At 70.8% G+C, this 24994-nt stretch carries 16 protein-coding genes; all 16 read left to right on the top strand.

What is annotated here, in order from left to right; all coding sequences use genetic code 11:
• Positions 1 to 29: 29 nt before the first annotated feature.
• The 16 genes from HNP44_RS15850 (at position 30) to HNP44_RS15770 (ending at position 24967) form a co-directional block, all read left to right on the top strand.
• Positions 30 to 3359, top strand: a complete 3330-nt coding sequence (locus HNP44_RS15850; protein WP_259141987.1) for a DUF5632 domain-containing protein — start codon at positions 30 to 32, stop codon at positions 3357 to 3359.
• Positions 3356 to 5290: an AAA family ATPase gene (locus HNP44_RS15845; RefSeq protein ID WP_259141986.1), complete on the top strand. Its 1935-nt coding sequence runs from the start codon at positions 3356 to 3358 to the stop codon at positions 5288 to 5290. Before HNP44_RS15850 ends, HNP44_RS15845 begins: the two co-directional genes overlap by 4 nt.
• Complete coding sequence (eccB, locus tag HNP44_RS15840) at positions 5283 to 6881, top strand: type VII secretion protein EccB (protein ID WP_259141985.1); 1599 nt, start codon at positions 5283 to 5285, stop codon at positions 6879 to 6881. Before HNP44_RS15845 ends, eccB begins: the two co-directional genes overlap by 8 nt.
• Positions 6881 to 11101 (top strand): type VII secretion protein EccCa, encoded by a 4221-nt coding sequence (gene eccCa, locus HNP44_RS15835; RefSeq protein ID WP_259141984.1) that lies wholly within the window; start codon positions 6881 to 6883, stop codon positions 11099 to 11101. Before eccB ends, eccCa begins: the two co-directional genes overlap by 1 nt.
• 82 nt (positions 11102 to 11183) lie before the next feature.
• Entirely contained in the window at positions 11184 to 11471 is a 288-nt protein-coding gene (locus HNP44_RS15830; protein WP_259172147.1) for a PE domain-containing protein, read from the top strand.
• A 13-nt stretch (positions 11472 to 11484) separates the two neighbouring features.
• Positions 11485 to 12861: a PPE family protein gene (locus tag HNP44_RS15825; protein WP_259141983.1), complete on the top strand. Its 1377-nt coding sequence runs from the start codon at positions 11485 to 11487 to the stop codon at positions 12859 to 12861.
• 53 nt (positions 12862 to 12914) lie between these two features.
• Entirely contained in the window at positions 12915 to 13220 is a 306-nt protein-coding gene (locus HNP44_RS15820) for a hypothetical protein (protein WP_259172146.1), read from the top strand.
• 29 nt (positions 13221 to 13249) lie between these two features.
• Positions 13250 to 13552 carry a hypothetical protein gene (locus HNP44_RS15815; RefSeq protein ID WP_259141981.1) on the top strand — a complete coding sequence of 101 codons (303 nt, stop codon included), beginning with the start codon at positions 13250 to 13252 and terminating at the stop codon, positions 13550 to 13552.
• 66 nt (positions 13553 to 13618) lie between these two features.
• Complete coding sequence (locus tag HNP44_RS15810; protein WP_259141979.1) at positions 13619 to 14488, top strand: ESX secretion-associated protein EspG; 870 nt, start codon at positions 13619 to 13621, stop codon at positions 14486 to 14488.
• A gap of 105 nt (positions 14489 to 14593) precedes the next feature.
• Complete coding sequence (locus tag HNP44_RS15805; RefSeq protein WP_259141977.1) at positions 14594 to 16363, top strand: hypothetical protein; 1770 nt, start codon at positions 14594 to 14596, stop codon at positions 16361 to 16363.
• 6 nt (positions 16364 to 16369) lie between these two features.
• Complete coding sequence (eccD, locus tag HNP44_RS15800; RefSeq protein WP_259141976.1) at positions 16370 to 17938, top strand: type VII secretion integral membrane protein EccD; 1569 nt, start codon at positions 16370 to 16372, stop codon at positions 17936 to 17938.
• 7 nt (positions 17939 to 17945) lie between these two features.
• The gene (gene mycP / locus HNP44_RS15795; protein WP_259141975.1) at positions 17946 to 19367 is read left to right on the top strand and encodes a type VII secretion-associated serine protease mycosin; all 1422 of its coding nucleotides are present in this window, start codon (positions 17946 to 17948) and stop codon (positions 19365 to 19367) included.
• Positions 19367 to 21529, top strand: a complete 2163-nt coding sequence (eccE, locus tag HNP44_RS15790; protein ID WP_259141974.1) for a type VII secretion protein EccE — start codon at positions 19367 to 19369, stop codon at positions 21527 to 21529. Before mycP ends, eccE begins: the two co-directional genes overlap by 1 nt.
• 66 nt (positions 21530 to 21595) lie before the next feature.
• Positions 21596 to 23659 carry a serine/threonine-protein kinase gene (locus HNP44_RS20840; protein WP_310437689.1) on the top strand — a complete coding sequence of 688 codons (2064 nt, stop codon included), beginning with the start codon at positions 21596 to 21598 and terminating at the stop codon, positions 23657 to 23659.
• On the top strand, positions 23659 to 24288 hold the full coding sequence (locus HNP44_RS15775; RefSeq protein ID WP_259141973.1) for a hypothetical protein: 630 nt from the start codon (positions 23659 to 23661) through the stop codon (positions 24286 to 24288). The genes HNP44_RS20840 and HNP44_RS15775 overlap by 1 nt, the downstream gene beginning before the upstream one ends.
• A gap of 22 nt (positions 24289 to 24310) precedes the next feature.
• On the top strand, positions 24311 to 24967 hold the full coding sequence (locus tag HNP44_RS15770; RefSeq protein ID WP_259141972.1) for a nitroreductase family protein: 657 nt from the start codon (positions 24311 to 24313) through the stop codon (positions 24965 to 24967).
• The last annotated feature ends 27 nt before the right edge of the window (positions 24968 to 24994 follow it).

Raw genomic sequence — 24994 nt, 5'->3', positions numbered from 1 at the left:
TCCTCCTGGAAGGAATCTGGGAAGACGAGGTGACGCCCGATGACCTCGCGTCGCGGGCCCTGTCCGCCGCCCAGGCCTCGTCGTACGCGTTCCGCGTCGCCAGCGAGGGCACTACCGCCACCGCGCAGCTGGCAGAGGTCGACGTCTCCGAGTTCCTGGAGTCCGAGACGGGCAAGTGGGCGCAGAGCTTCATCGGCATCGTCCGCGTGGGCGAGTCGCTGGTCCACGTCTCGCACGCGCTCGGTGAACTCGCCCGCAGTCTGCAGCAGGTGAATCTCGAGCAGTCGGAGATCGTGTACCAGGTCGAGGCCGAGATCGAGGCGGCGCAGCTCCAGTCCGCGCAGGCTGGCATCGACCCCGCCGACCGGATCGCCGAGCTGATCGCGAATGCCCGGGCACGGGCCGCTGAGGTGGCCGAAAAGATGGTCACGCCGGAGACCACGAGTTCGACGAAGAAGCCCGCGGCCGCCCTGGTCAGCGGGTTCATGGCCTTCGGCCGGGTACCCGGCGCCAGCGCGGAGGCCACAGAGCGCAACGGCCGTGTCGCCCGGAACGGACACGCCCGCAGCGGGTACGCGATCCGCAACACCCGAGCCGGCCAGGACAGCCTTGCCGTCGCGAACGGTCATGAGGTCGCGAACGGTCACGACGCTGCCACGGGCCACGAGGTCGCGAACGGTCACGAGGCGGTCAACGGACTGGGGGCCGTCAACGGTCACGCTGGGACGAACGGTCATGAATCCGCACACGGCCAGGTGTCCGCCGAGCGTGAGGTTGCAGCCCCGAACAACGCCGCGGCCGCAGCGCTGGATGCCTTCGCCGACTCCGGCGACGAGGCCACGATGGACCCCGGATTCATGTCCTTCGGCCGCACTCCCACGGGGGCAGTTCCCCACGCCGGGGCCACGGCGTCCGTTCCGGACGAGGCCATCGCCGGAGAGCCCGTCGTGGAGAACCCGGTCGAGGACGCCGCCCTGCTGGCTGCGCCTCTTGAGGAGGGGATCGAGGAGTCCGCCGACATCGATGCGCCGGTGATCGCGAACGGCTTCCTCGGCCTGGGGCCTGCACCGTCGGCGAGCGTGTCCGCTGGCGATGCTGCGGTCCCCGTCGTGCCGCAGCCCCTGGTCAACGGTTTCCTAGCGCTCGGTCGCACGCCCGGTGCGGGCGAGAGCGCCGTGCAGGGGCCCAGTAGCGGTCCGATCCCCGTCGTCGCGCCGACCCAGTTCCTGCCCCTCCCTGCAACGCCCGCCGAGATCGTGGCCAGCGAAGCGAGCGAGGCCCTGGGTGCCGGTGTCGGCACCCCGATGACACTGTCCGGGGCGATCGACGGCCCGCTGCCCGAACACGAGGACACCCGTGCCGATGCGATGGACGGCGACTTCCTCTCGTTCGGACGCGTTCCCGGTGGTGGTGGCGACGCTCCCCCCGAGACAACCGATGCCGACGATCCCCTCGCAGGCGAGCTCAACAATGCCGACGATCCCGGTGCGGACGACCTCGACGACCTCGACGACAGTGCCCTGGAGGAGGGCGATGCGGCGGCTGATGCCGAAGTCGACTTCGCCGACGAGCTGGACGCCGAGGCGGACGACCTCTTGGCGTCGGAAGAGCAGGACGAAGACGTGATCGCCGACGTCGAGCCGGACATCGATGACCGCACCGACGAGGGCCCGGCCGGTGACGAGGCTGACGCCGACGAGGCCGACACCGACGAGGCGGACACCGACGAGGCCGGCATCGACGAGGCGGACGCCGACGAGGCCGGCATCGACGAGGCCGGCACCGACGACGCCGACGACGCCGACGAGGCCGGCGAGGCCGACGAGGCCGACGCCGGCGAGGCTGACGTCGACGAAGCAGACACCGACGAGACCGGCGCCGACGAGGCGGACACCGACGAGGCCGGCATCGACGAGGCCGGCACCGACGACGCCGACGACGCCGACGAGGCCGGCGAGGCCGACGAGGCCGACGCCGGCGAGGCTGACGTCGACGAAGCAGACACCGACGAGACCGGCGCCGACGAGGCGGACACCGACGAGGCCGTCGGCGAGGGCCCGGAGGAGGGCTCCGTCGCGACGGGCGACACCGTCAGTGAGCAGCAGCAGGACGACGGCGGAAGCTCCAGGGCCGTGCCGGTCGCGGCCGCACCGGAGGAAGCCGCGCCCGCCGAGGAGGCTGCGGCGCCCGCCGATCCGGTCGGGTCACTCGCTGCTGCGGCGGCGAGGCCGGTGCGGAAGTCCGGTCCCGTCAAGTTCTCGGACCTGCTCAAGGCTGCGAACGCCACCAAGGTCGAACCCGCCCGCAGGGCGCCCGCCGCGTTCGTGGCGGCGAAGGACCCCGTCGTGCCCCCGGAGGGCGAGTCCGCGACACCCGCGGAGCCCACCCGTTCCGCGCTCGGGGAGGAGCAGGCGGAGGAGCTCACGGCACCCGCCAAGCCCGCTCCGGTGCTCGCTACCGGACCTGCCATCCTCGGCCGTATAGAGCCGCTGGTGCTGCGGGAGAAGGTATCGCCGGTCGTGCAACAGGTGCACGACGCGGTCGCGTCCATCCTGGGGTCGCTGCGCGGCGGCCCGCACACTCCCGAGTCGGGACTGCACTGGGCCGCAGGTCTTCTGGTCAAGGACGCGGAGACGATCATGGCCGTCACCACGTCGGACGCGGGTTGGCTGCCGCCCGGAGTCGTGATCCCCGCTGGTGTCCGTGTGCTCTGGAACATGCCGGCGGGCTACCGCTGGGCGTCGATCGACGACCCGGTGCGCCAGCTCATCGAGTACGCCGAGCAGGACGGCTACACGCTCACCGCGGTCGCGACCACGCACCCGAGCCGCGCGTACGCCGAGGTCGTGGGCGAGGAGAACGTCGTCGGCGTGCTCCGGCCCGGCGCGGTGCTCCCCGGTGGTCGCAGCCGGTTCGAGGCCACCGTCTCACCTGCTCGCCTGCAGCACATCCGGTCGCTCGATCGCGAGCAGGCCGAGCGGCAGGCACGGGCGTTGATCCGGGACCTGGAGACGCAGCCGATCGCGCCCGAGCACGCGATCGGGATCGAGGCCGCCCGCATCGACGCCCGCTGCTTCCTCGATGAGCGCGACGACGTCCCGCCCGCGGTCCTCGAGCAGCTGCACGCCGACGAGCGTGCTCTCGGCGATGCGCTGGTCCTGGACCGGACGCCGGCCTCGGCCGAGGACCTCACGGCGCCCGCGCCGGACGCGGCGCGCCTGCGCGACCGGATGCTGGAGCGGGCGATCCTCGTCGCGACCCTCGCCGCGGCGTACCACGACATCGAGTCGGCGGTGTACGCCTGGACCTACGCACGGTTCCTCTCGAGCCAGGATCAGGACTCCGAACAAGCACGATGACGACCTCCAATCCCACTGCCCAGCGGTACTTCTCGCTCGGGCTGCGATCGCTCGCGGCCCGAACCGACACCCGCGAACCGGCCCAGGCCTTCCGCCTTGCCGTCGAGGCCGACCCCACGATGTGCGATGCGTGGATCGGCTTGATGGCCGTCGACCGATCGCAGCTCAGCGACCCCGCTGCGGCCCGCGGACTGCTGAACTCGGCCCGCAACTTCGGCGTAGAACTGCGCCGAAACGGAATGGTCGTCGACCCCGCCGAAGGCGCTCTCGGACTGAAGATCCCCGTGCAGATGGGGGTCGTCGAGCTGGGCATGCCCGTCACCGACGTGATCTACGCGCGCGCGGGCGCCGCGGTGATCCTGGCGCAGGCCGGCCTGCTTACCGAGGCCGCCGAGGAACTGACGAGGCTACAGCGCGAGGTGAGTGCGGACTCGCCTGCTCAGCGGAACTACCTGCGTTACCTGTGGATCTGCCTGCTCGGTCTCGCGTGTCGCTGGCCCGAGGTGCTCTCGACGGTGGCCGACAGCCGCGAGCCCCTCTGGGTGTCCGCCGAGTCCGACGGTGCCGTCCGCTTCTGGCAGCTCGGTGTCACCGCGCTGACCGCGCGCGCCCTCGTCGGCACGGGCGACGCCCACCAAGCGCTCTCCGCGACCAAGACCGCGCTCGCCTCGGAAGACTTCAAACTGGTGCAGGCGAGCCTCTTGGTGACCCAGGCCTATGCGCTCCGGGCGACGGGAGACGAGGACGGCGCCGCCAAGCTGCTGCGTGACGCCCGCGCCTGGATCTCCTCGCGCCCGGACCTCGACCACGCTGCCGCGGGCGGCTCCCTCGAGGTGGTCACCGCGCAGTCGATGAACACCCGCACCGATCCGTGGGACCCGACCACGGGAACGACGGCGCAGGAGATCGAGCAGGAGAGCCTCGACCGGCAGCGCGACGTGGTCCTCGCCGACGCGTGGCGCGAGCTCGACGCCCTCGTCGGCAGTCCGGATGTGAAGTCGCAGATCCGCCGCCTCGCCTCGAAGGTCGAGATGGACCGCGAGCGCAAGGAACTCAGCGAGGAGCTCGGTGAGGAGTACAGCGAGGAGGAGATGCGTCTCTCCGCGATCATCACCGGTCCGCCGGGCACCGGTAAGACGACGGGCGTGCGGATCCTCGCAAAGCTGTACTACGGCCTGGGCGTGATCGCCAAGCCCGAGGTCTACGAGCATCAACCCAGCGACATGATGACGGGCTACGTGGGCCAGGCAGGCATCCGCACCAACAAGCTCGTCGACGAGTCTCGCGGTGGCCTGTTCTTCCTCGATGAGGCGTACGGCCTCGTCGCCGGAGACGGCGAGGATCAGGCCTCCCGTTTCGGCCGCGAGGCGCTCGAGGCGCTGCTGGCCCGGATCGAGAACGAGGGCGATAAGCCTCTGCGTGACAAGGTGGTCGTGGTGCTCGCGGGTTACGACGATGACATGAACCGCCTGCTCCAGGTGAACGCCGGCCTCCCGCTGCGCTTCCCGACGCGGATCTCGTTCAGCTCGTTCACGGCGGAGGAGCTGGTGGAGATCGCCGAGTCTGTCGCGGCCAAGAGCGGGGAGAACCTCGGCGCCGGCGTGCGCGGATACCTGGAGGAGCACAACAAGCGGCTCGCCGAGGTCAGCGCCCTCGATCTCAAGGGCCGCCTGTGTTCCGGCATCGACCTGATGTCGAACGCCCGCTTCGTGCGCACCGTGATCTCTTCCGCGCGGGGCTTCCGCGACTTCCGGGTCAGCGCGATCGACCGGTCGGCGCTCCCGTCGGAGGAGAAGCGGACGCTGCTGCGCACGCTCGAGTTCGAGGACGTGCGCCTGGCCTACGAGGAGACTCTGCGGGTGTCGCCGAACTTCCCGTGGTCGCAATGGCATCTCTTGGAGACGAGCTGGCACGAGGAATCGAATGGCTGAGATCACTCCGGATCCGTCGAACCCGAAATCGGGCCTGCAGGAGCGGGTCCGAGGGTTCCGACTGACCTCGAAGTACCAGAAATCGGGCGAGGCCTACCTGCAGCGGCGCAACGAGGAGGCGCTGGTGCGCCGTGACACGCGCTGGATCGACGACGTCAAGAAGTTCCAGGGCTCGCCCCTGTACATGGCGCTCGCCGTCGGTCTGGTCGTCGTCCTCGGCTGCGTGATCGGCGCCGTGATCTTCCCCGCGGGCAAGGTCGGTGACGGCGAGATCATCCAGGACAGCCAGACCGGCGCGCTGTACGTCAAGGTCGGCGACGCGCTCAGCCCGATCCCCAACGTGGTCTCAGGCCAGCTCATCATCGGCTCGCCCGCCAAGCCTGTGCTGGCGAAGTCAGCGGAGATCGAGAAGCTGCCTCGCGGCCCGATGGTGGGCATCCCGTACGCCCCCACCGTGATCCGCAATTCGACCAGTCGGATATCGCAGTGGGCAGTCTGCGACAGCACGGCCACCGGCTCGGCCGTGCCGCTCGACCCGTCGACGGGGCTGCCGACCACTGCCACCTCCGCGGTCAAGGTCACGATCATCGGCGGCGCCCTCGCGCCCGCCGACGGCACCGACGAGCTGACCGGCGACCGCGCCCGCGTCGTCGCCTTCGACAACCAGACCTGGCTCGTCTACTCCGACGACGGGATCGTGGCCCGCTCGCGGCTCGACCTCGGCAATTCCGCGATCCGCGAGGCGCTGGGCATCGGCATCGGCCAGCGCGTCATCCCGATGTCGCCCGGCCTGTTCAACGCGCTCGCGGCGCGGGAACCGATCGACGTCCCGCAGATCACGGATCTCGGTAAGCCAGTGCGTTTCCCAAACACCGAGAAGCTACTCGTCGGCACTACGCTGCGTGTCGCCACCGTCGACGGCGGGTGGACCTACTACGTCGTGGCCGCCGACGGCATCCAGCAGGTCAGCCAGACCGCGGCGGCGGTCCTGCAGACCGTCTCGCCCGTCAAGAGCGGCGTCGTCGAGACCGAGGCGTCGAAGGCGAACCAGTGGCCCAAGGTGGGCGGGCGGATTGCCGTCGACCACTTCCCGACGGGCAAGGTACGGATCGAGGACGCGACGAGCGATCCCGTGACCTGTATGACCTGGTCGCACGACGGGGATGCGCCGACCGCGGAGCAGAAGGTCCTGGTCGCCGGGACGCTGCCGCTGACCTCCCAGCAGAGCGCCGCCCGGATCGCGTTGATCGGCGCACCCGGCTCGGCGGGCACCATCGCCGACGACGTGTACCTGCCGGCGAACAGCGGACGGTACGTCTACGCCACCGGCTCCGCCAAGGACTCGCGCGAGCACAGCGGCGAGTTCTGGATCGCGGACACCGGCATCCGGTACGGCATCGATGATCAGGGCTCGAACGACCCGGGCTCGTCCGCGAAGGCACTGGGCCTGAGCAACCCGGTGCCCGCGCCGTGGACGATCATCAGCCTGTTCGCGCAGGGCCCCACGCTCTCGCAGGCGAGCGCGTCCATCAAGCACGACGGTGGCGCACAGGACCCCGTCGTCGCGAAGTTCGACCCGAAGGGGAAGTAGTGAGTAGGCAGGTCTTCGAGCCCCCGCTCCACCCGAAGAAGGAGCCCCGGGTCGTCAAGAAGGAGGTGGAGGTCCGCACCCCGGACACCATCGACGAGGTCGACCCACCCGGCAAGTGGCGCACGGTGATGATGCCGGTCATCATGGTGGTCGCCGTGCTCGGCATGCTGTTCATGATGATCCGCATGAATCGCGGCTTCAACCCGGTCATGCTGCTCATGCCGATGATGCTGCTGTTCGGCATGTTCGCCTACATGGGCGGGGGCCCCGGCGGCAGCGGCAACAAATCGAAGGCGCAGCTGCTGCACGACCGCAAGCAGGCCAGCCGCTCGATAGGCACCTCGCGTGAGAAGGCGCTCTCCCGGGGCCGCAACTACTTCGACGCCCTGGCCCACGCCTACCCCGATCCGGCCGTGGCGGCGTCGCTCATCGGCACCGAGCGGATGTGGGAGGTGAACGGCGGCGACGCCGAGCGTAAGACCAGGTTCACCGCGGCCCGCTACGGCCGCGGCCGCATCGTGCCGAAGGCCAAGCTGCTCACGCCCGAGGCGCCCGAGGGGGAGTTCCTCGACCCCGTGCAGTGGATCGAGACCGTGAAGTTCTTGCACACCCACTCGACCATCGCGGACATGCCGCTGGCCTTCACCTTGCGCACCGTTCCCGTGCTGGGCGTGGGTGGCGATCCGGAGCGGTCGGCCGGCATGGTGCGCGCGATGCTGAACCACCTCGCGATCACGCACGGCCCCGACCGGCTGCGCTTCGCCGTGGTGGTAGACACTCCCGACGGCGGCCGCTGGGAGTACCTGAAATGGCTTCCGCAGGCACAGCATCCGTCGCTGATCGACGCACTCGGATCGCGCCGGATGATCTACGGCAACTGGACCGACCTCCTCGAAGAACTCGCCGGCGGCGACGAACCGCCGGCCGCCGAGGCGGACCGCATCGTCGACTACTCCCGACCCTTCACCACCGAGTCCGAGATGACCGGGCGCACCCGGCACACCGTGGTGATCGTGGAATCCGCCGAGCGCGCACGGATGACCGATCAGGCGATCGCCTCGCTGGCCGACGTCACGTTCGTCCTCATGTCGCCGCCGGACGGCGTGATCGACTCGTTCCCGCACGCCGTGCTGCTCGAGGTGGATTCCGCGGGCATCGTGACCCGGTGGGACTCGGACCTCCCGCTGGAGGCGCCCAAGGAGATCGCGCGTGCCGATTACCTCGACCTCGTCGACGCGCACACCAACGCGCGCAAGCTCGCTCGGTGGGAGCTCGAGACCACCGCCTCGCTGCTGTCGAAGGAGCGTCAGGACACCGGCCGCGACTGGGCCAACCTGGTGCAGGTCGACGATCCCGGCGCGATCGAGGTGGTCGACTTCTGGCAGCGGATCAAGCGGTTCGACGATCCGCGCCGTCTCAACTTCCCGATCGGCTTCGGTCCGGACGGCACGCGCATCTTCCTCAACATGCGCGAGGCCAGCCAGGGCGGCACCGGCCCGCACGGAGAGATGATCGGCACCTCGGGCTCCGGCAAGTCGGAGTTCCTCCGCTGTCTGGTCCTCGACGCCTGCCTGTTCCACCCGCCGTCGATGCTCAACCTGCTGCTCGTCGACTTCAAGGGCGGCGCGACCTATCAGGGCATGGAGGACATCCCGCACGTCGCCGCGGTGGTCACCAACCTCGAGAAGTCCGAGAGCATGGTCGACCGCATGATGGAGGTCATCACCGGTGAACTCAAGCGGCGCCAGCAGCTCTTCGACAGCGCCGCCGCGCGCTACCCGTCCTTCAACATCATCGGTCTGACCGAGTACGAGAAGGCCCGCGAGTCCGGTCACTGCCCGGACCTCGAGCCCATGCCGGCCCTGCTCGTGCTCATCGACGAGTACACCGAGCTCCTCGAGGCCAAGCCCGAATTCGTGAACATCTTCAGCCAGATCGGCCGCGTCGGCCGGTCCGTGGGCGTACACCTGCTGCTCGCCTCGCAGAACGCGGAGATGGCCCGCTCGCGCGGCCTCGAGTCGAACATCCACTACCACATCGCCCTTCGCACCGGCACCGCCGGAGACTCGCGCGCGGTGATCGGCGTCCCCGACGCCAAGAACCTGCCCGGCAAGCCCGGCAACGGCCTCATCAAGACGCTCCACGAGGACGACCTGATCCGGTTCTACGCGGGATTCACGGGCAAGCCCTACTTCGCGCCCGAGGCGGCGCCCGAGCCCGTCGTGCGGGAGATCGTGCAGCCCACCGCCGACGACCTCTCCTCCCGCGGCTTCACCGCGCGCCGGGTGGACATCCCGGACCTCGAGGTCGAGATCGCCGTGGACGACGAGATCGTGCGCACCGAGGAGGAGTTGCTCGCCGCGCCGACGGTCTTCACGGTCGTCAAGGAGTTGCTCACCACGGCTCCTGCGCGGCCCGCGTACAAGCCGTGGCTCCCCGAGCTCACCTCCACCACCCTGGACATCCTGGCACCGTCGCTCGGGGCCGAGGAGTGGGTGGCGCCCAAGGTCAGCACCCCCGCGACCTTGAAGACGCCCTTCGGTGTCTTCGACGACCCGGCCAAGCACCAGCAGCCGGTGTGGGAGCTGGATCTGTCGGGCGGCCAGGGAAACGTGCTCATCTACGGCGCGCCGCAGAAGGGCAAGACCACCGCCGCGATGACGCTGGTGACCTCCCTCGCGCTGACCCACTCGCCCGAGCAGGTGCAGTTCTTCGTCGTCGACTACACGGGCGGCGGCTGGATGCGTCTTGAGGACCTGCCGCACGTCTCCCGGATCGCGACGCGGTCCGAGGAGGACGCGATCAACCGGATCGTCTCCCAGATGTCCGATCTGATCGACCAGCGCGTCAAACTCTTCCGCAAGTACCGCGTCAACTCGATGGCGGAGTACCGGCGGCTGCGTAGCGACCCCGGGGCTGAGGTGATCGCCGAGGACGCCTTCGGGGACGTCTTCATCGTGATCGACGGCTTCGATGCCGCCGTCACCGAGGGCGGGGTCTTCGAAGACAAGGTGGCAGTGCTCGAGGCGCTCGCCTCGGGCGCCCTCAACTACGGCATCCATTTCGTCATCACCACGGCCCGCAACACCGTGCTCCGGGGCCTCGCGAGCCACATGCACACGATCATCGAGGGCCGCGTCTCCACCGCCAGCTACGACATGTCCGTCGTGAACTCGCAGCGGAACAAGGCGGTGCCCGACAAGGCCGGCCACGTGATCACCACCGACCGGGAGCTGCTCGCCCTCGTTGCGCTGCCCCGCGCCGACGGGGATGCCTCGCCGGAGACGCTCAGCGACGGCATCGAGGAGATCGTGGACCGGATCCGCCGCGCCAACACCTCCGGCGCCGAGGCGCCGAAACTGCTGGCGCTGCCTGAGGTGGTCCTGCAGAGGGACCTGTTCTCGGTGCTCCCCGCCGAGGCGAGCGCGCGCGAGCGCGTCCGGCTGCCCTTCGGTGTCCGGGAGACCGACGCCGGCCCCGCCGTCGCGGACTTCGGCCGCGAGGCGCACATGTACGTGGTCGGCGAGAGCGGCTCCGGACGGTCTGCCTTCGTGCACACCCTCATCGAGGCGATCAGCCGCCGGTACCCGACGATCGACGACGGTGCGATCGCCCTCCTCGATCCCAAGCGGGTGCACCGCGGCGCCTTCGCGCCCAACCCGAAGAACCTCGGGCTGCACGGCTCCGACCTCTACGATTTCCTGCGTCGCTGGCAGGACAAGCTCGTGGACTGGATGGGCGAGGGTGAGACGGACCCCGAGAAGGTGACCTATCGCAAGGTGCCGGACGCCGCTGACAGCTCGGCGCTCGCACGCCGCGACTGGTGGACCGGTCCCGAGGTCTTCCTCATCATCGACGACTACGACGCGGTCGTCGCGCGCGGGGATCGGACCAACCCGATCACCCAGACCGCGAAGCTGATGAACGACGGTGTCATTCGCGGCTTCCACGTGATCGTGGTGCTCAACGACGCGGAGTACCTGTACAAGGCCAGTTCGGATCCCTTGATCCAGTACCTCGATACCCACAGCCCGATGGCGCTGGCCCTGTCCGCGGACAAGTTCAACGTGAACATCGCAGGTGAGCGTGGGCAACGCTTCGGCATCCCTGGCCGGGGCCGATTCCACCCCGGACGTGGGGCCCCGTCGGACATCGTCCAGGTGGCCTGGAACGGCGTACGCAGGGACGAAGCGGAGGCAGACGACGAGGTTTGGGGATGAGAATTTCAGACAACCAGGGATTGACGAAGTTTGGCAATTCTGTTTTAGTTGCAACTTGAAAACCTAGTAAAGGGGATAGCAGGTGGGCCTGAACGTGGCACCTATACAACTCTTGGCGGGAACCAACGAGGTCATGGCGAATGTCGCCACCACCTCGGGCTTGATCGGTGGCGCGGCCGGCGCCATCGGCGCGATCGTGCCTGCGGGCATCGACGACGTATCGCTGCTGGTCTCGGCCAGTTCCGCGGCCCATGCGGCGAACTTCCTGGCGACCTCGATCGTTGATCACGCCGAGGTCGCGCAGTACGCCGTGAGCCTCTCGGCGGTCGCCTCCACGTACATCATGGCCGACAACGCCGTGCAGTTCTGACGAGCGTGACATCGTGACTTTCCCAGCGCTTCCCCCCGAGGTCAACGTGGGGCGCCTGATGTCGGGAGCGGGCCCTGCACCGGCGACCGCTGCGGCGGCGGCCTGGGCCTCGGTCGCTGCCTCCGTCAGTGCGCGGTCGGTGTTCCTCCAGTCGCTGCTGCCGCGGCTCGCCGCGTCCTGGCAGGCGCCGGAGACAGCACTGATGACGCGCAACGTCGCGATCTACCTCGCACACAACGAGGCGCTGCGCACGCAGGCGCTCCTGGCTTCGACCCGCCACACGAAGCAGGCCGCCGACTATTCGGCGGCCCTCGCGGGCATGGCGCAGTTGCCCGAGATCGCGCAGAACCACATCACCAACGCGGTGCTCAATGCGACGAACTTCCTCGGGGTGAACACGGGAGCGATCGCCGCGAACGAGGCGCAGTACGCCGCGATGTGGGCGCAGAACGCCGCGATGATGCTGACCTACCTCGCGAACTCCACGGCGAACATGACCTTCGAGCCCTTCGTCCCGCCGAAGCCCATGGCCACGTCCATCGGCGTCCCGATCCCCGCGGCCGCCGCGGGGGCCGCGTCGGTCGGCGACGCCGTGGTCACCAAGATGACGCTCGCCGCACAGGGTGCCCAGGCCGTCGCCAGCATGCTCTGGATGCGCGCCGCCGGCGGCGTGCTCTCCACCACGAAGCTCGGTCAGACCCTGCTCGTGAACGCTCAGCGGTTCGAGCAGGCGGTCTCCAACGCGGCGACGGCGGGATCCCAGTCGCGCGAGAACAGCGCCATCCGCCCCACCACAGGCCAGCAGCTCGGCCAGAGTCTGGTGCAGCAGCTCGGCGGGGCCGGCGGCACCGCGGCCGGAGTGGCCGGCGGCGTGGTCGGCGTGGCCATGTCCGGTGGCGGGCAGGCCCTGCAGACCGGCGTCAGCGTGGGGACCGCGAGCACCGGCGGTGGCGTGGTCTACCAACCGATGAGTGCCCTGCTCTCCGGCGTCAATCCCGAGAACCGGACCGGGTCCGTCGGCTACTTCGGCGCGCGCCCGGGCTCGCCCACCCTGGAGCGGATGTCCCGCGGTGAGCAGGCGCAGCGGTCGGCGTCCGCGTTGCGCGTCGAGCCCGGTACGGGCACGCTGCCGCAGGTGGTCGCGCCGGCGAACTGGTCGACGGACGGTCTCGCGGTGGCGCCACCGCCCCCGCCGGTTCCGCGCGTGGCGGCAGAGCCGCTGCGCCCGATCCTCCCGACCGGGACCAGTGCGCCCGTCGCGCGGTCGAAGGGCAAGCAACGGGAGCGCATCGTCGTGCCGGATACGGCCGCGATACCCATCTACCAGGACTCGGTGCCCGAGTACGAGTCCGTTCCCGTCGACGTCCCGTCGAGTGGGGAGGGGCGCTGATCCCCGCCATCCGCTCGGCCCATCACGACCACCACTGAACTGGAGGAACACTCATGCCCCCGCAGATCTACGAACTCAACACCGGAGCGCACGCCGCCGGTACCGCGAAGACCCACGACGTGGCCGCGACGACCCTCGCCAACATCAAGTTCGTCCGCACCACCGCTGAGGCCTATCGCGCTGCGAACGCCGGCGACACGACCACCAAGGCGAGCGCCCACATGGAGGAGCTCATCGCCGTCTGCAACGCCGAGCAGCAGAAGCTCGAGGCAGTCGCCGAGGCGCTCGGCCGTAACGGCGGCCTCATCACCAGCACCGACGGCGACGCCGGTGGCCTGTTCACCGGCTACGTCGTCTAGACCGCCGACATCTACGAAGGGTCACGAACATGACTTCCCCGCTGATCAAGGTCGACTACGCGAGCTACGACATCACGTCGGCGAGCTTGGGCAAGGCCTCCGCCGTCGCGGACGCGAACATCGCGGAGCTGACGGCCAACAACACCGCGAATCTGAACGCCGGCAACTGGGTGGGCGTCGATCAGGAGAGCTACCAGCACGTCCACGAGATCTGCCTCAAGGCCAACGAGAACCTGGCCATGACGATCCGCAAGACCGGCGTGAACCTGCAGACGGCCGCCACGATCCACCAGGCCGGCCAGGCGCAGGCCGCGGGTCTCTACGGGGTCTGAGAACGACGAGACGAGGCCCGGCCACCGCACGCGCGGGGCCGGGCCGCGTCAGAAGAGGAGGGACGCATGGCGGTGCTGCGCGAGGAACCGGTGGCGAAGCTGTCCGCCTTCGCCGCGGACGTCGACGAGCTGCTGTTGCTGATGCGGCTCTCGGACGTCAGCGAGCTGGCGCCCGTGGTGCTGGCCGTGCATCCCAATGTGTACCGGCCCGACGACCAGTTGATGGTTGACCTGGCGGTCCTCCCCGGGCTGGTCGACGCTGGGCTGGTGGGTACGAACGGATCCGTCGATCCCCAGGCCAAGCTGTGGCTGCGCGCCCTCCAATCGCCGGCCGCAGAGGTCGCGATCCGCGTCTTCGATGGTGACGCCGTGCTGCGCGGGGCGGTCGTGCGCCGCGATGACGTGGTGGCCATCGCCTTCCGCAACGACGATCAGTTCACCGTTCAGGGCTTCCGCACCGATCGCGAGGACTTCGAATCGACGGTGGTCGAACCCCTGTGGCGAGTCCTGGGCGCGCGTGATCCCGCGGACTTCGAGTCGCTCACTGTGGGGGCGAACGAGCTGGCGGAGATCGTCGCGAGCTTCGATCCGCAGGTCACCGGACCCCGGGGCGAGCGCGAGGTCCGCAGCCGGTTGCGCGAGCACGAACTGTCCCAGAAGACCGTCGACATCCTGGTTGACGCCGCGCGATACACGGGTCGACGAGCCGAAATCGTTTACCACCGTTCGGATTCCAGTGGTGTGCGGAGGCAGGCGGCGTGGGCGGTGGGCGTCATGGACACGGCCGCCGGCCGCGTGCTGTCGACCACCGACCGCGGCTCGCGGGGCGTCGTGGACGTCACCCTCAGTCCCGGTACCCGGCGACGATTCTCCGAGGGAATCACCGCTCTCGTTGAGCGAGGCGGTGACCGCGGGTGGTTCGATACAACAAACTGATAGATCACACCCGCTGGTCGTCTGACCTGGGTGTGTATTAGTCTGCAAACGATTCTTCCAGCAAGAGAGGTGCAGTCGATGAGCGACGCAGCTACTAACGTTCGGGTGCCTTTCGTACCGCAAAGCAGTCATGACAGTGATCCCGCGGCGGCGATCCTGCCCTCGACCGACTCTGCCGTCCCGGTGGTCCGACCGGCCGTTCCCACGGGCGGCCCGCTGTCCGAGCCCGTGAGCGGCGAATGGGAGGAGCCCGAGCTCCCCGGGGTCGATGACATCGGAGGATCCGCCGCGGTACCGACGGCTCCCGTCGTCCCGCCCGTGATCGTCGCTGCGGACGAGCGCCCCACCGCCGAGCAGCCTGCGATCGTCGACAACGAGGCCGATAGCGCGAAGGCGGACGCCGCCAAGACGGGCCCGTCGAAGATCGACGTGCCGAAGACGGACGCACCGAAGGGTGCCGCGCCCCAGGCGGACTCTCCGACCGACGGGACGCCCACGGCGGACGCCCCCAGGGTCGACGTTCCTCAGGCGGATGGCGCCAAGGCCGACGCGCCGAGGGCGGAGGCACCGAAGACCGAGCCGGCGGCACCGTCGACCCCGCAGGCGGCCAACCCCGTCCCCGCCCCGGCCCCCGTGCCGCAGCCCCAGCAGCAGTGGCAGGGCGGCCAGAACAGTTTCGTCTCCGCTGCCGCGCAGAACGCCCAGGTCCAGGGTGGCCAGGCCGCGTTCCAGGGCGTCCAGCCGACCGGCCAGTTCCAGTCGGCGCAGGCCTCCGGCCAGATCCACCGCCCCGCGGCGCCGCAGCCCTTCGGACAGGCGCCTGTACCGGGTGCGCCGGCGCCGATGGTGCCGCAGCATCAGCAGGCCCCGATGCGTCCGATGGGTGAGTCGCTGTCGGCGCCGATGTCGACAGCCTCGTCCTCCTTCAACCAGCAGATCCGGTTCTCGGACGCCGCGGTGCGGGTCTCGGGCTGGCGTGCCTGGCTGCGCAAGATGGGCCTCGACGTGGGCCCCAGTGCGAACGATCAGGAGCACGCGGAGCTGGTGCACCGGATTCGCGTTCCCAAGAACAAGTTCCACGTGACCAGCGTCTTCGCCGACAACGCCGGTGGCACCCTGCTCGTGGGCGTGCTCGGCCAGATCCTCGAGCGCACCCGCGCCGACAACGTGGTCGCCCTCGACCTCGACCCCGACGGCGGCGATCTGGATCAGGTGACCGCGTGGCACCAGGGCGGCTCGACCGCCCGCACGCTGATTCAGCAGAGCGACCTGTCGGACCGCAACCAGGTGGACAAGCACCTTGCGGTGACCGCGACGAACCTGCACGTGCTGCCCACGCCGTGGCGCTTCAACGGCCGCGACGTCACCGACTACGACGACGTGCTCGACCTGTACTCGATCTTCCGGCCGCACTACAGCCTCGCGCTGGTCGACGCCGGGCGCGGCCTGCAGACCCAGACGGGCACCGGCGTCCTGGAGATCTCTTCCGCGCTGATCCTGCCCGCCTCGGCGACCACCCGCGGCGTGCGCAAGGTGGCCGCGACCATCGATTGGCTGCGCCATCACGGCTGGCACGGCCTGCTCGCGAACACCATTGTGGTCATCAACCACACGAAGCGCCGGGGCAGCGTCTCCGTGGAGCAGTTCGACGAGCTCTTCCGCGCCGGGCAGAAGCTGCGCGTGCACGAGATCCCGTACGACCCGCACCTCGACTCGGACCAGCCGATCGACATCGAGCTGCTCCGCCGGCGCACCGTTCGTGCGTTCGAGGAGCTGGCGGCGGACCTTGCGGACGGCTTCAACTCGGGCTACGAGCCGCCGGCCGCCCAGAAGCTCGCCGAGCTGCAGCAGGTGCGCACGACAGAGGGACGCTGACGCACGATGGTCTTCCCGATCACCCCGGAGCCCGCTGGAACCGACACCGCGGGCCCCGGGCGGTCCGCCGTCCCCGAACAGGTACGTGTCCTGGTCGAAGTCGGCGAGAACTCCGTCGAGCGGAGCCTGCTGGCCCGTCGGCGGCTATCCGTCGTGATGGACTCCGTGGTGCCGGGGCTGGAGCAGATCTTTCCGGACCACGACTTCTCGACCACCGGGGCCTGGACGTTCGCCCGGGAGGGCGGCACGCCGCTCGCCCGCGACAAGTCGCTCGCCGATGCGGGGGTGCTCGACGGTGACCGCCTGATCCTGGCGGAGACCTTCTCGACCCAGACCTTCCGGCCGCTCATCGAGAGCACCGCCGACGCGATTCAGGAGTTCTGCCGCCAGCGCTTCCGCCGGTTCGAATCGGCGACCGCGCGGGCGTTGGGGCTGCTCGCGCTGGTGCTCGGCGCGACGGTCTTCGCCGCGCTCGTGCTCATCGCCTGGTTCGCGCACTCCAGCGTGCTGTGGTGGTTTCCGGTGGCGGCTCTTGCGTCGATCGCCGTGGTGCTCGCCGCGCTCTCCGCGGACCGGCAGTACGGCGCCCCGCAAGTGGCCTACGCGCTGCAGCTCGCGGCGTTCCCCGTGCTCTTCTCGGCCGGATTCACGCTCATCCCTCCGGACGGCGGGGTCGACGGTGCCTTCACCGCCGCGAACGTCCTCACGGGGGCGACCCTCGCCCTCATCGGCGTGGTCGTGCTCGGCCGCGCGAGTGGTCTGGGCGCGACGGTGCTCGCCGCGCTCGGGCTCACCGCCGCCGCGGTCGTGGTCGCGAGTGCGCTCTTCGCCTACACCCCACTCGGCCGGCCCGCGATCCCCGCGATCGGCGTGATCGGTGGTCTGTTGCTGGCGAACTGGGCGCAGGGATGGGCCCTCATGCTCGCCGGTGTCCGGCCGGACCCGCTGCCGCCGCCCGGCGAGGACATCGACCGCTCCGAGCTCGACGCCGCCTACCACGTGGACACCTTCGACGATGAGATGACCACCGAGCTGGCCCGCGCTGAGGAGAACACCGGCCTCGAGCGCAAGGCCCGCACCGCCGCCAAGCTGCTCACCGGCTTCTACGTCGCGATCGCCGCGATCCTCGTGGTCTCCGCGCTCACCGTGATCGTGCCGCGCAGTCACTACTTCTGGGGTGAGGTGGCGATCGCCGCGCTGACCTCCGTGATCTGCGTGCTGCGCGGTCGCACCCTCGATGACCGCGTGCACGCCACGGTGTTCTTCGTGGCGGGCTTCGTCATCGCGTCGGGTCTCGCGATCGTCCTCGTCGGAGCGCTCGACTCGGACCTCGGCCGGCTCGTCGTGATCGTGCTCAGCGCCGCCGTGTTGGCGAGCTTCGGCGCCGGCGGCCTGCTGCTCGCGGATCGCGTCTCCACCGACCGCGGCGGACACGGCCGCCCGCTCTCGGCACGGCTCCTCGGCCGCATCGAGGCCGGCGAGAAGCTGGCGATCTTCGCGGTCGTCCTGCTCGCGCTGTGGTGCACCCGACTGTTCGCCGCGATGCGCGAACTCGACCTGTCGTTCCTGAAGTAGAGGGGCCGTGCGCCGAATCCCGAAGGCGGTCGCCGCAGCGGCCGCGACCCTCACCGTGGTCGCCGCCGGCGGCTGGGCTCCGGCCCCTTCCGGTGCGGTGGTGCCGCCCGTCGCCGACATCGGCGGCGCGCCGCCCGACACCGACGGCCCGGAGCGCCCGCTGCGCAACAACAATCCGCGGTGCGTGGAGCCCGGCGTCCTGCCGAACTCCAACCTCGCTGCTGCACCCGCGCCGGCCACCACGCTGCAGGTCGACGAGGCGCACAGGTTCTCCACCGGCGCGGGGGTGACCGTCGCGGTGCTGAGCACCGGCGTGCGTCCCCAGGCCCGCCTCCGCGGGCTCGACGGCGCCGGCGACAACATGGTGGCCGGCGACCGTGGACTGGTGGACTGCGACTCCACGGGCACGCTGGTCGCGGGCATCATCGGCGCGCAGCCCGCGGCGGGTGATGGCGTCGTGGGCGTCGCCCCGGACGCGCGGATCCTGTCGATCCGCGTCGACTCAGCGGGCTTCTCGCTGCAGAACAACCCGGCGGACGACGCGGACCCCAACCTCGGCCGCGCCGCGGTCAACGCCCGCAGCATCGCCCGCGCCATCGTGCGCGCCGCCAACCGCGGCGCCAAGGTGATCGTTGTGCCCGAGCCCGTGTGTATGGCAGCTGACAACCAGTTCCGCCAGCGCGAGATCGGCGGCGCCGTCGCCTACGCGCTGCGCGCCAAGGACGCGCTCGTCGTGGTCGGCGCGGGCGCGACGGACCGCCAGGGCGGCACCGTCGGGTCGAACGACTGCAAGGCCAATCCCGACCCGGATCCCGGCCAGCCCGACGACCCGCGCGGCTGGCGGCAGGTGACGACCGTCGCGACGCCGAACTGGTTCGACGGGCAGGTGCTCTCGGTGGGCGCCACTACCGCGGAGGGTACGCCGCTGACCGGATCGCTGAACGGCCCGTGGCTCGACGTGGCCGCGCCGGGCGCGGGCATCGTCTCGCTGAGCTCGCGTGGCGGCGATGGCGTGGTGAACGGTGCTCCTGTCGAGCGGAACCTGGTGCCCTTCGCTGGGCCGGAGTTCGCTGCGGCCTACGCCGCGGGCGCGGCGGCGTTGGTGCGCGCGCGGTACCCGCAGCTGTCGGCGATGCAGGCGGCCGCGCGGCTCGTGGCCACGGCGCACGCGCCCGGCCGTGGCACTGACAACAAGGTGGGCCGCGGGCTGATCGATCCGGTGGCCGCCCTGACCGCGAAGGTGCCCGACATCGACGCGGACATCGACCCGCAGTCGGTGGAGAAGCTGTTGGTCCCGCCGCCCCCGCCCGATCCCGATACGCGGCCGCGGCGGACGGCGGCGATCGTGGGAGGCGCCGGCGCGGTAGTGCTGCTGGTGATCGGCGGCGTGGTCGCGCTGACGCGACCCGGCCGGAAGCGGAGGTCGTGATGACGGAGACCGTGACGCCGGGGCCGGCGGTCGCCGAGCTCCCGACGCACCCCGCAGTCGCGCGGCTGCGGCGGCCCGTCGGCATCCGGATCTCGCTGCGCCGCGCGCTGGTCTGGGCCGTCCTCTCGGCGAGCCTGTTCGCGCTCGTCGGCGGCGCTTGGCCACTGTGGTCCGTGATCGTGCTCATCGTGCTGGGCGCCCTCGTCGCCTTCGTCTCGGTGCACGGCACCGTGCTCAGCGAGAAGATCGGCGCCCGCGCGCGGTACCTGCGTCGTCGGCGCCGCGCGACCGGGGGCATCCCCGGCCGGGTGATCGACGTCGACGGCGTCGGCGTGCGGCAGGGCGACGGCTTCGAGCTGGTCTCGGCGATCGAGCTCACCGCCGATGCGGCGGAGACCCGCCTGCGCGAGGGCCGCGCTTTCGCCGCGGAGACGGTGCCGCTGGACCTGCTCGCGACGATGATGACGCAGTACGGCCTGGACGTGGACATCGACGTGGCCTCCGTCGGCCGCCGCGTGCCGCCCGGTCCCGCCTACCGAGCCTCCTATTCGCAGGGCGTCCGCTTCTACGCGGCGATGGCCGAGCGGTCCACGTGGCTGGTCCTGCGCGTGAACACCCGCCGCAACCTGGCGGGGATCGTGCGGCGCGGACCGTCGCGCACGGCCGGCCCCAAGGCCCTCATGGCCGCGACCCGGCGGCTCGAGCAGCGGCTGCAGGAGCGCCTGATCCGGGCCCGCGTGCTGCCGGCCGCGGAGCTCGCCCGCCTGGACTCACGCATGACCTTCGGCGCGGATCTCGTCGGTGGCACCGAGACCTGGCAGAACATCGAGCACGGCGCCGAGTTCGCGACCACCTACCTGATCGACCCGGTCCGCACCTCCACCCAGAAGCTCGACCGGTGGTGGGGTCTCGACAGCGACAGCACCTCCGTCGTACTGCGGATGCGCAGGGCCGATGCGCAGGCGCCCGTGGAGATCAGCGGGCTCGTCCGCTACGACACCGCCGTACCGATCGTCGACAACCTCGACGATGCGCTCGTGCCGATGCCGGGCCGTCAGATGGAGCTCGCCCGCGGCACGCTGCCGGGCGGAGGATCGAGCGTCGTCGACCTGCCCTCCGCGCCCCTGGACGGCCTCGGAGCAGTGGAGATCCCCGTCGGCCCCGCGGGTCCCGTCTGGGGCGTCTCCGGGACCGACGCGGTGGCACTGCCCCTGTTCGACGGTTCGCCGGTCCCCGAGACCCTCGTCGTCGAGTTCGCGACTGAGCTGATCCCGCTGCAACTCGTGCTGCTCCGCTCCGTCGGCGCCGGCGCGTCCGTCGCTGTGCACACCGACCGCCCTGCCCAGTGGGCCACGCTCGCCGCGACCCTGGCGGACCAGGCGCGATTCCGGATCGCCGACGGCCCCGGGGGCCGCCCGGCCGACATCACCGTTTTCGACGGTGCCCCCGCCGACGCCGTACCCGAGCGCACCATGCTCACCCTGCGGGCGCCCGGCAGCGCCCCGGAGCGGGCGAACGCAGACCTCGTCGTCGAGCAGGTCTCGCCGTCTGCGGTGCGGGTGCGGATCGGCCGCCGCGCCCCGTTCGACGTCGTCCTCAACCCGACCGACGAGGAGCTGCGCTACTGCGACGTGCAGGCGCAGCCGATCGCGGCCGTCGCACCGCAGCAGCCGGCGCAGCGCCTGCCGCGTCAGGTGCCCGCGCCGCCGCGTCTGGCCCCGGGGGCGGCCACGCTGCCGCCGTCGGCGGCTGCGCAGGCACTTCCTCCGCCGCGGGTGCCCGCACCGCCGGCCGGACGGCACGCGCAGCCGCCGGTCCCGCCGCGGGGCACGGGCTCGCCGTACCCCGTGCCCGCCGCGCACGCCCCGGGTGCCCCGGCTCCGGGAGCTCACGGCGCACCGCAACAGCCCGTCCCCTCGCACCAGGCGCCGCCTCCGGTACCGCCGCAGCGGCCGACCCGCCCGGTGCGGCCGCTGCCCCCGCCGCCCTACGAGAGGGGCACCGGCGCTCAGCGCAAGCAGGGCGGAGACCGCTGGGTGCGGCCCTCGCAGGGCCAGGACGACCGGACCCCGCGGCGCCGTCCGGTACAGCCGCCGAGCGCGCCTCGATGGGGAAAGACGGGCGAACGCGAGCCTTCCGACGAGCCGCCAACCTCACGTTAAGCGGCGCGCAACCTGCGGCGCGGTAGATTCTTACCGCTGTACACGTGCAGGAGCGGAGGTGAGTTCGTGGCGTCGGAACCCGGTGAGTCGATCGCGGGCTACGTGATCGAGTCGGTGCTCGGTACCGGAGGCATGGGCACGGTGTACCGCGTGCGGCACCGGACGCTGCCCCGGTCCGTCGCGCTGAAGGTGCTGCAGACTCAGCTCTCAGCCGATCCTTCGGTGCGGGCGCGGTTCGACCGCGAGGCGGACCTCATCGCCGGCCTCAAGCATCCGCACATCGTGGACGTCTACGACCGTGGCGAGTCCGATGGGCACCTGTGGATCGCGATGGAGCTCGTCGAGGGAGGAAACCTCGCCGAGACCGTGCACCGGGAGGGCGCGTTCAGCCTGGACCGCACCGTCGCTGTGCTCGAACAAGTCGCGGACGCCCTCGACTACGCCCACCAGCACGGCATTCTGCACCGCGACGTCAAGCCCGCCAATTTCCTCGTCGACCGCGGCCGCCGCGGCGAGCAGGTGAAGCTCGCGGACTTCGGAATCGGTGCCGCCCAGACTGAGGTCGGGCAGAACACGCAGGCGGGCACCGTCGTCGGCACGTTGGCGTACACCGCCCCCGAGGCGATGCTCGGGCACCCCGTCGACCATCGTGCCGATGTCTACTCGCTGGCGTGTGCCGCGGTCGTCCTGCTCACCGGCGCGCCGCCCTTCACCACCACCATCTCGGGCCAGCTGATGCTGGCGCACATCAGCCAGAATCCACCCAGTGTCCGACTCAAGCGGCCAGACCTCTCGCCGGAGGTCGACCACGTGCTCGGCCGCGCCATGGCGAAGAACCCCGCGGACCGGTTCACCACCGCCGGTGAGTTCTCCGATGCCCTGGCCGCCGCCTCGCGCCGGATGTCGGGCGCCGCGGGTATGGCGCCGCCCACCGCGCCGCAGGGCGTGAACTGGCAGGGGACGCCATCGAACCCGGCGCTCGCGACCGGGTACAACCAGCCGGGCTCGATGTCGACGGTTCCCGGTGGGCCGGGCGTGCCGCCCGGCGCGCCGACGGGGCTGCTCGGCCCCGTCGGGCCGCGGGGACCGGGCGTTCCGACGGGGCCGAGCTCTCCGTCGATGCCCGTGCTCGGCGGGGCGGAGAGGACGTCGTCGAGTCGGAGGAAGCTGCTGATCGGTGGCGCGGCCGCGCTCGTCGTGGTGCTGGCGGTGGTCCTGGGCATCGTTCTGATCAGCGGCGGTGGCAACGACGGCGGCCGACCGGCCTTGGACGCGTGGAGCGCCCGCACGGTGACGGACGTCAATGGCACGACGGAGCTCAGCGACCGGCCGCAGCGGATCGTCGCGCTGGGAGCGGGCGATGCGGAACTGGTTTCCGCCTTGGGCTTCGAGGTGGTCGCGGGGGCGAACGGCCCGAAGTCGGAGCTGCCCGCCTGGGTCTCCGCGCTGTCGGGCGTTCCGAGCGCCGGCACCTCGACCAACCCGGACACGTCCGTGATCGACAAGGCGAAACCGGACCTGATCCTGGACACCGACCCGGATGCGTCCGAGAAGGTCAAGGACCTCAAGTCGCTCGCGGGTGGCCGCGCGATCGCGGTCTCCACGGAGGGCAAGGCCGGGTGGACCTGGCAGCAGCAGCTGGCGTTCATCGCGGAGGCGCTCGGCGCGAAGGACCGCGCGGAGGCAGTGAAAAAGACCTACGAGGGCCGCATCACCGCGCTGCGCTCCGCGCACCCGGAGTTCGCGGGCAAGAAGATCGACATCGTTCACTTCGACGGCACGGCGACGAAGCTCGCCGGCAGCTCGGCGAACGCGCTCCAGCTCCTGGGGCAGCTCGGCTTCGCCACGCAGACGCCGGTCGACGGGACTCGATCGTGGCTGCCCCTGGCGTCCGGGGACATCTACAAGGCCGTGAATTCGAGCCAGGTGGACCGGACGGTGGTCGCGCGCACCGACGCCGCGGGCGGCAACGGCGGCTTCGACGGCGTCCCGTCGTCGTTGACCTACGGCGTGCCGATCATCATCCTGGACAAGACGAACGGCGTGGACGCGCTCCTCTACGGCGGGCCGCTCGCGATCGACACGATCGAGCAGTCGGTGCTCCCGGCTCTGGTGAAGGGAGTCAAGTGATGGCCGAGCAGACCCTGACCTCCGAGGACCTCGGGCGCTACGCCACGGCGCTCGCCGAGGGCAAGAATCCGCTGGTCTACCTCATCGAGGGCGTACCCAGCCTCGGGCTGGCCGCCGGCGCGTCCGCCCGGGTGGTCGCGGTCGACGGCGTCGTCGTCACCGTCAAGCCGACCGGCGTCGACGACCAGTTGCCCTACGAGGCACGGGAACTGCGTGCCACCAAGCAGCCGAAGCCGGTCAAGCGCGCCCCTAAGCCCGCAGCCGCCAAGGCTGCCCCGGCGAAGGCCGCCCCGGCGAAGCCGGCAGGCGTCCCGGCATCCGCGCGGGCTGCTCGGTCGGTCGCGATCACGGTGTACGTCGGTGCCGACAACACGGCTGCGCTCAAGGTGACGCGAAACGCGCAGAAGCCCGCGGGCGCGCAGGAGATCTCGTTGCCGGCGGTGCACAAGGCGCTGGCCGGCCTCGCCGACAAGGAGGCGCTGGCCACGGTCGACGAGGTGCTCTCCGCCGCCCGCGACGCCGCCGCGGATCGCGTCGCGGCGCTGCAGGCCGAGCTCGCCGCGGCGAAGAAGTCCCTCGCGACGCTCGACCGGGCGAAGCGGGGGAGCGGTTCGGCCCGCGGGCGGTAGCCCGGCTCGCTAGGGTCGAGACATGGCACTCGACTTCCCGCACCTGGACCTGTCCGCCGACGAGGTGCTGACCACCACGCGATCGGTGCGCAAGCGCCTCGACCTCGACACGCCCGTGTCGCTCGACCTGATCACGGACGCGCTCGAGGTGGCGCTGCAGGCCCCGTCGGGCAGCAACGCCCAGGGCTGGCACTGGATCGTTCTCACCGACCCCGAGCCCAAGAGGATCGTCGCCGAGTACTACCGCAAGTCCTACTTCGCCTACGCCGAGGCGGGCGCGGCGGCGCGGGCGGCTAAGCCCCCCAAGGATCTCGAGACCGCCGAGAAGGTGGCCTCCAGCGCGACGTACCTCGCCGAGGTCATGGAGCGGGTGCCCGCGCTGGTGATCGGCGCGATCCACGTGCCCGGCGGTGAGCTTCCGGAGGGCAATCAGGCCGGGCTGTGGGGCTCGCTGCTGCCCGCGGCATGGAGTCTGGCGCTCGCGCTCCGCGAGCGCGGCCTCGGCTCCGCGTGGACGACGCTGCACCTGGGGTACGAGCGTGAGGTCGCCGAGGCGCTCGGCATCCCCTCCTCGGTCCGCCAGGGCGTGCTGCTGCCCGTCGCGTACACCAAGGGCACCGACTTCAAGCCCGCCAAGCGCGCCCCGCTCGACACGGTCCTGCACGTCAACCGCTGGTAGCCCGACGGTCCGCCTTCGGCCTCGCCG

The sequence above is a fragment of the Tsukamurella ocularis genome (genome assembly GCF_024807615.1).
Taxonomy (GTDB): Bacteria; Actinomycetota; Actinomycetes; order Mycobacteriales; family Mycobacteriaceae; genus Tsukamurella; species Tsukamurella ocularis.
Note: the sequence above shows the minus strand (reverse complement) of the source record. Positions and strands in the feature narration are given on the sequence as shown.

What these genes read in the sequence shown, in the direction of transcription:
- eccE (WP_259141974.1), top strand. Translation starts at nt 19,367, where the DNA reads ATGACGGAGACCGTGACGCCGGGGCCGGCGGTCGCCGAGCTCCCGACG.
- HNP44_RS15810 (WP_259141979.1), top strand. Translation starts at nt 13,619, where the DNA reads ATGGCGGTGCTGCGCGAGGAACCGGTGGCGAAGCTGTCCGCCTTCGCC.
- eccB (WP_259141985.1), top strand. Translation starts at nt 5,283, where the DNA reads ATGGCTGAGATCACTCCGGATCCGTCGAACCCGAAATCGGGCCTGCAG.
- HNP44_RS15845 (WP_259141986.1), top strand. Translation starts at nt 3,356, where the DNA reads ATGACGACCTCCAATCCCACTGCCCAGCGGTACTTCTCGCTCGGGCTG.
- eccD (WP_259141976.1), top strand. Translation starts at nt 16,370, where the DNA reads ATGGTCTTCCCGATCACCCCGGAGCCCGCTGGAACCGACACCGCGGGC.
- HNP44_RS15770 (WP_259141972.1), top strand. Translation starts at nt 24,311, where the DNA reads ATGGCACTCGACTTCCCGCACCTGGACCTGTCCGCCGACGAGGTGCTG.
- HNP44_RS15775 (WP_259141973.1), top strand. Translation starts at nt 23,659, where the DNA reads ATGGCCGAGCAGACCCTGACCTCCGAGGACCTCGGGCGCTACGCCACG.
- HNP44_RS15820 (WP_259172146.1), top strand. Translation starts at nt 12,915, where the DNA reads ATGCCCCCGCAGATCTACGAACTCAACACCGGAGCGCACGCCGCCGGT.
- HNP44_RS15815 (WP_259141981.1), top strand. Translation starts at nt 13,250, where the DNA reads ATGACTTCCCCGCTGATCAAGGTCGACTACGCGAGCTACGACATCACG.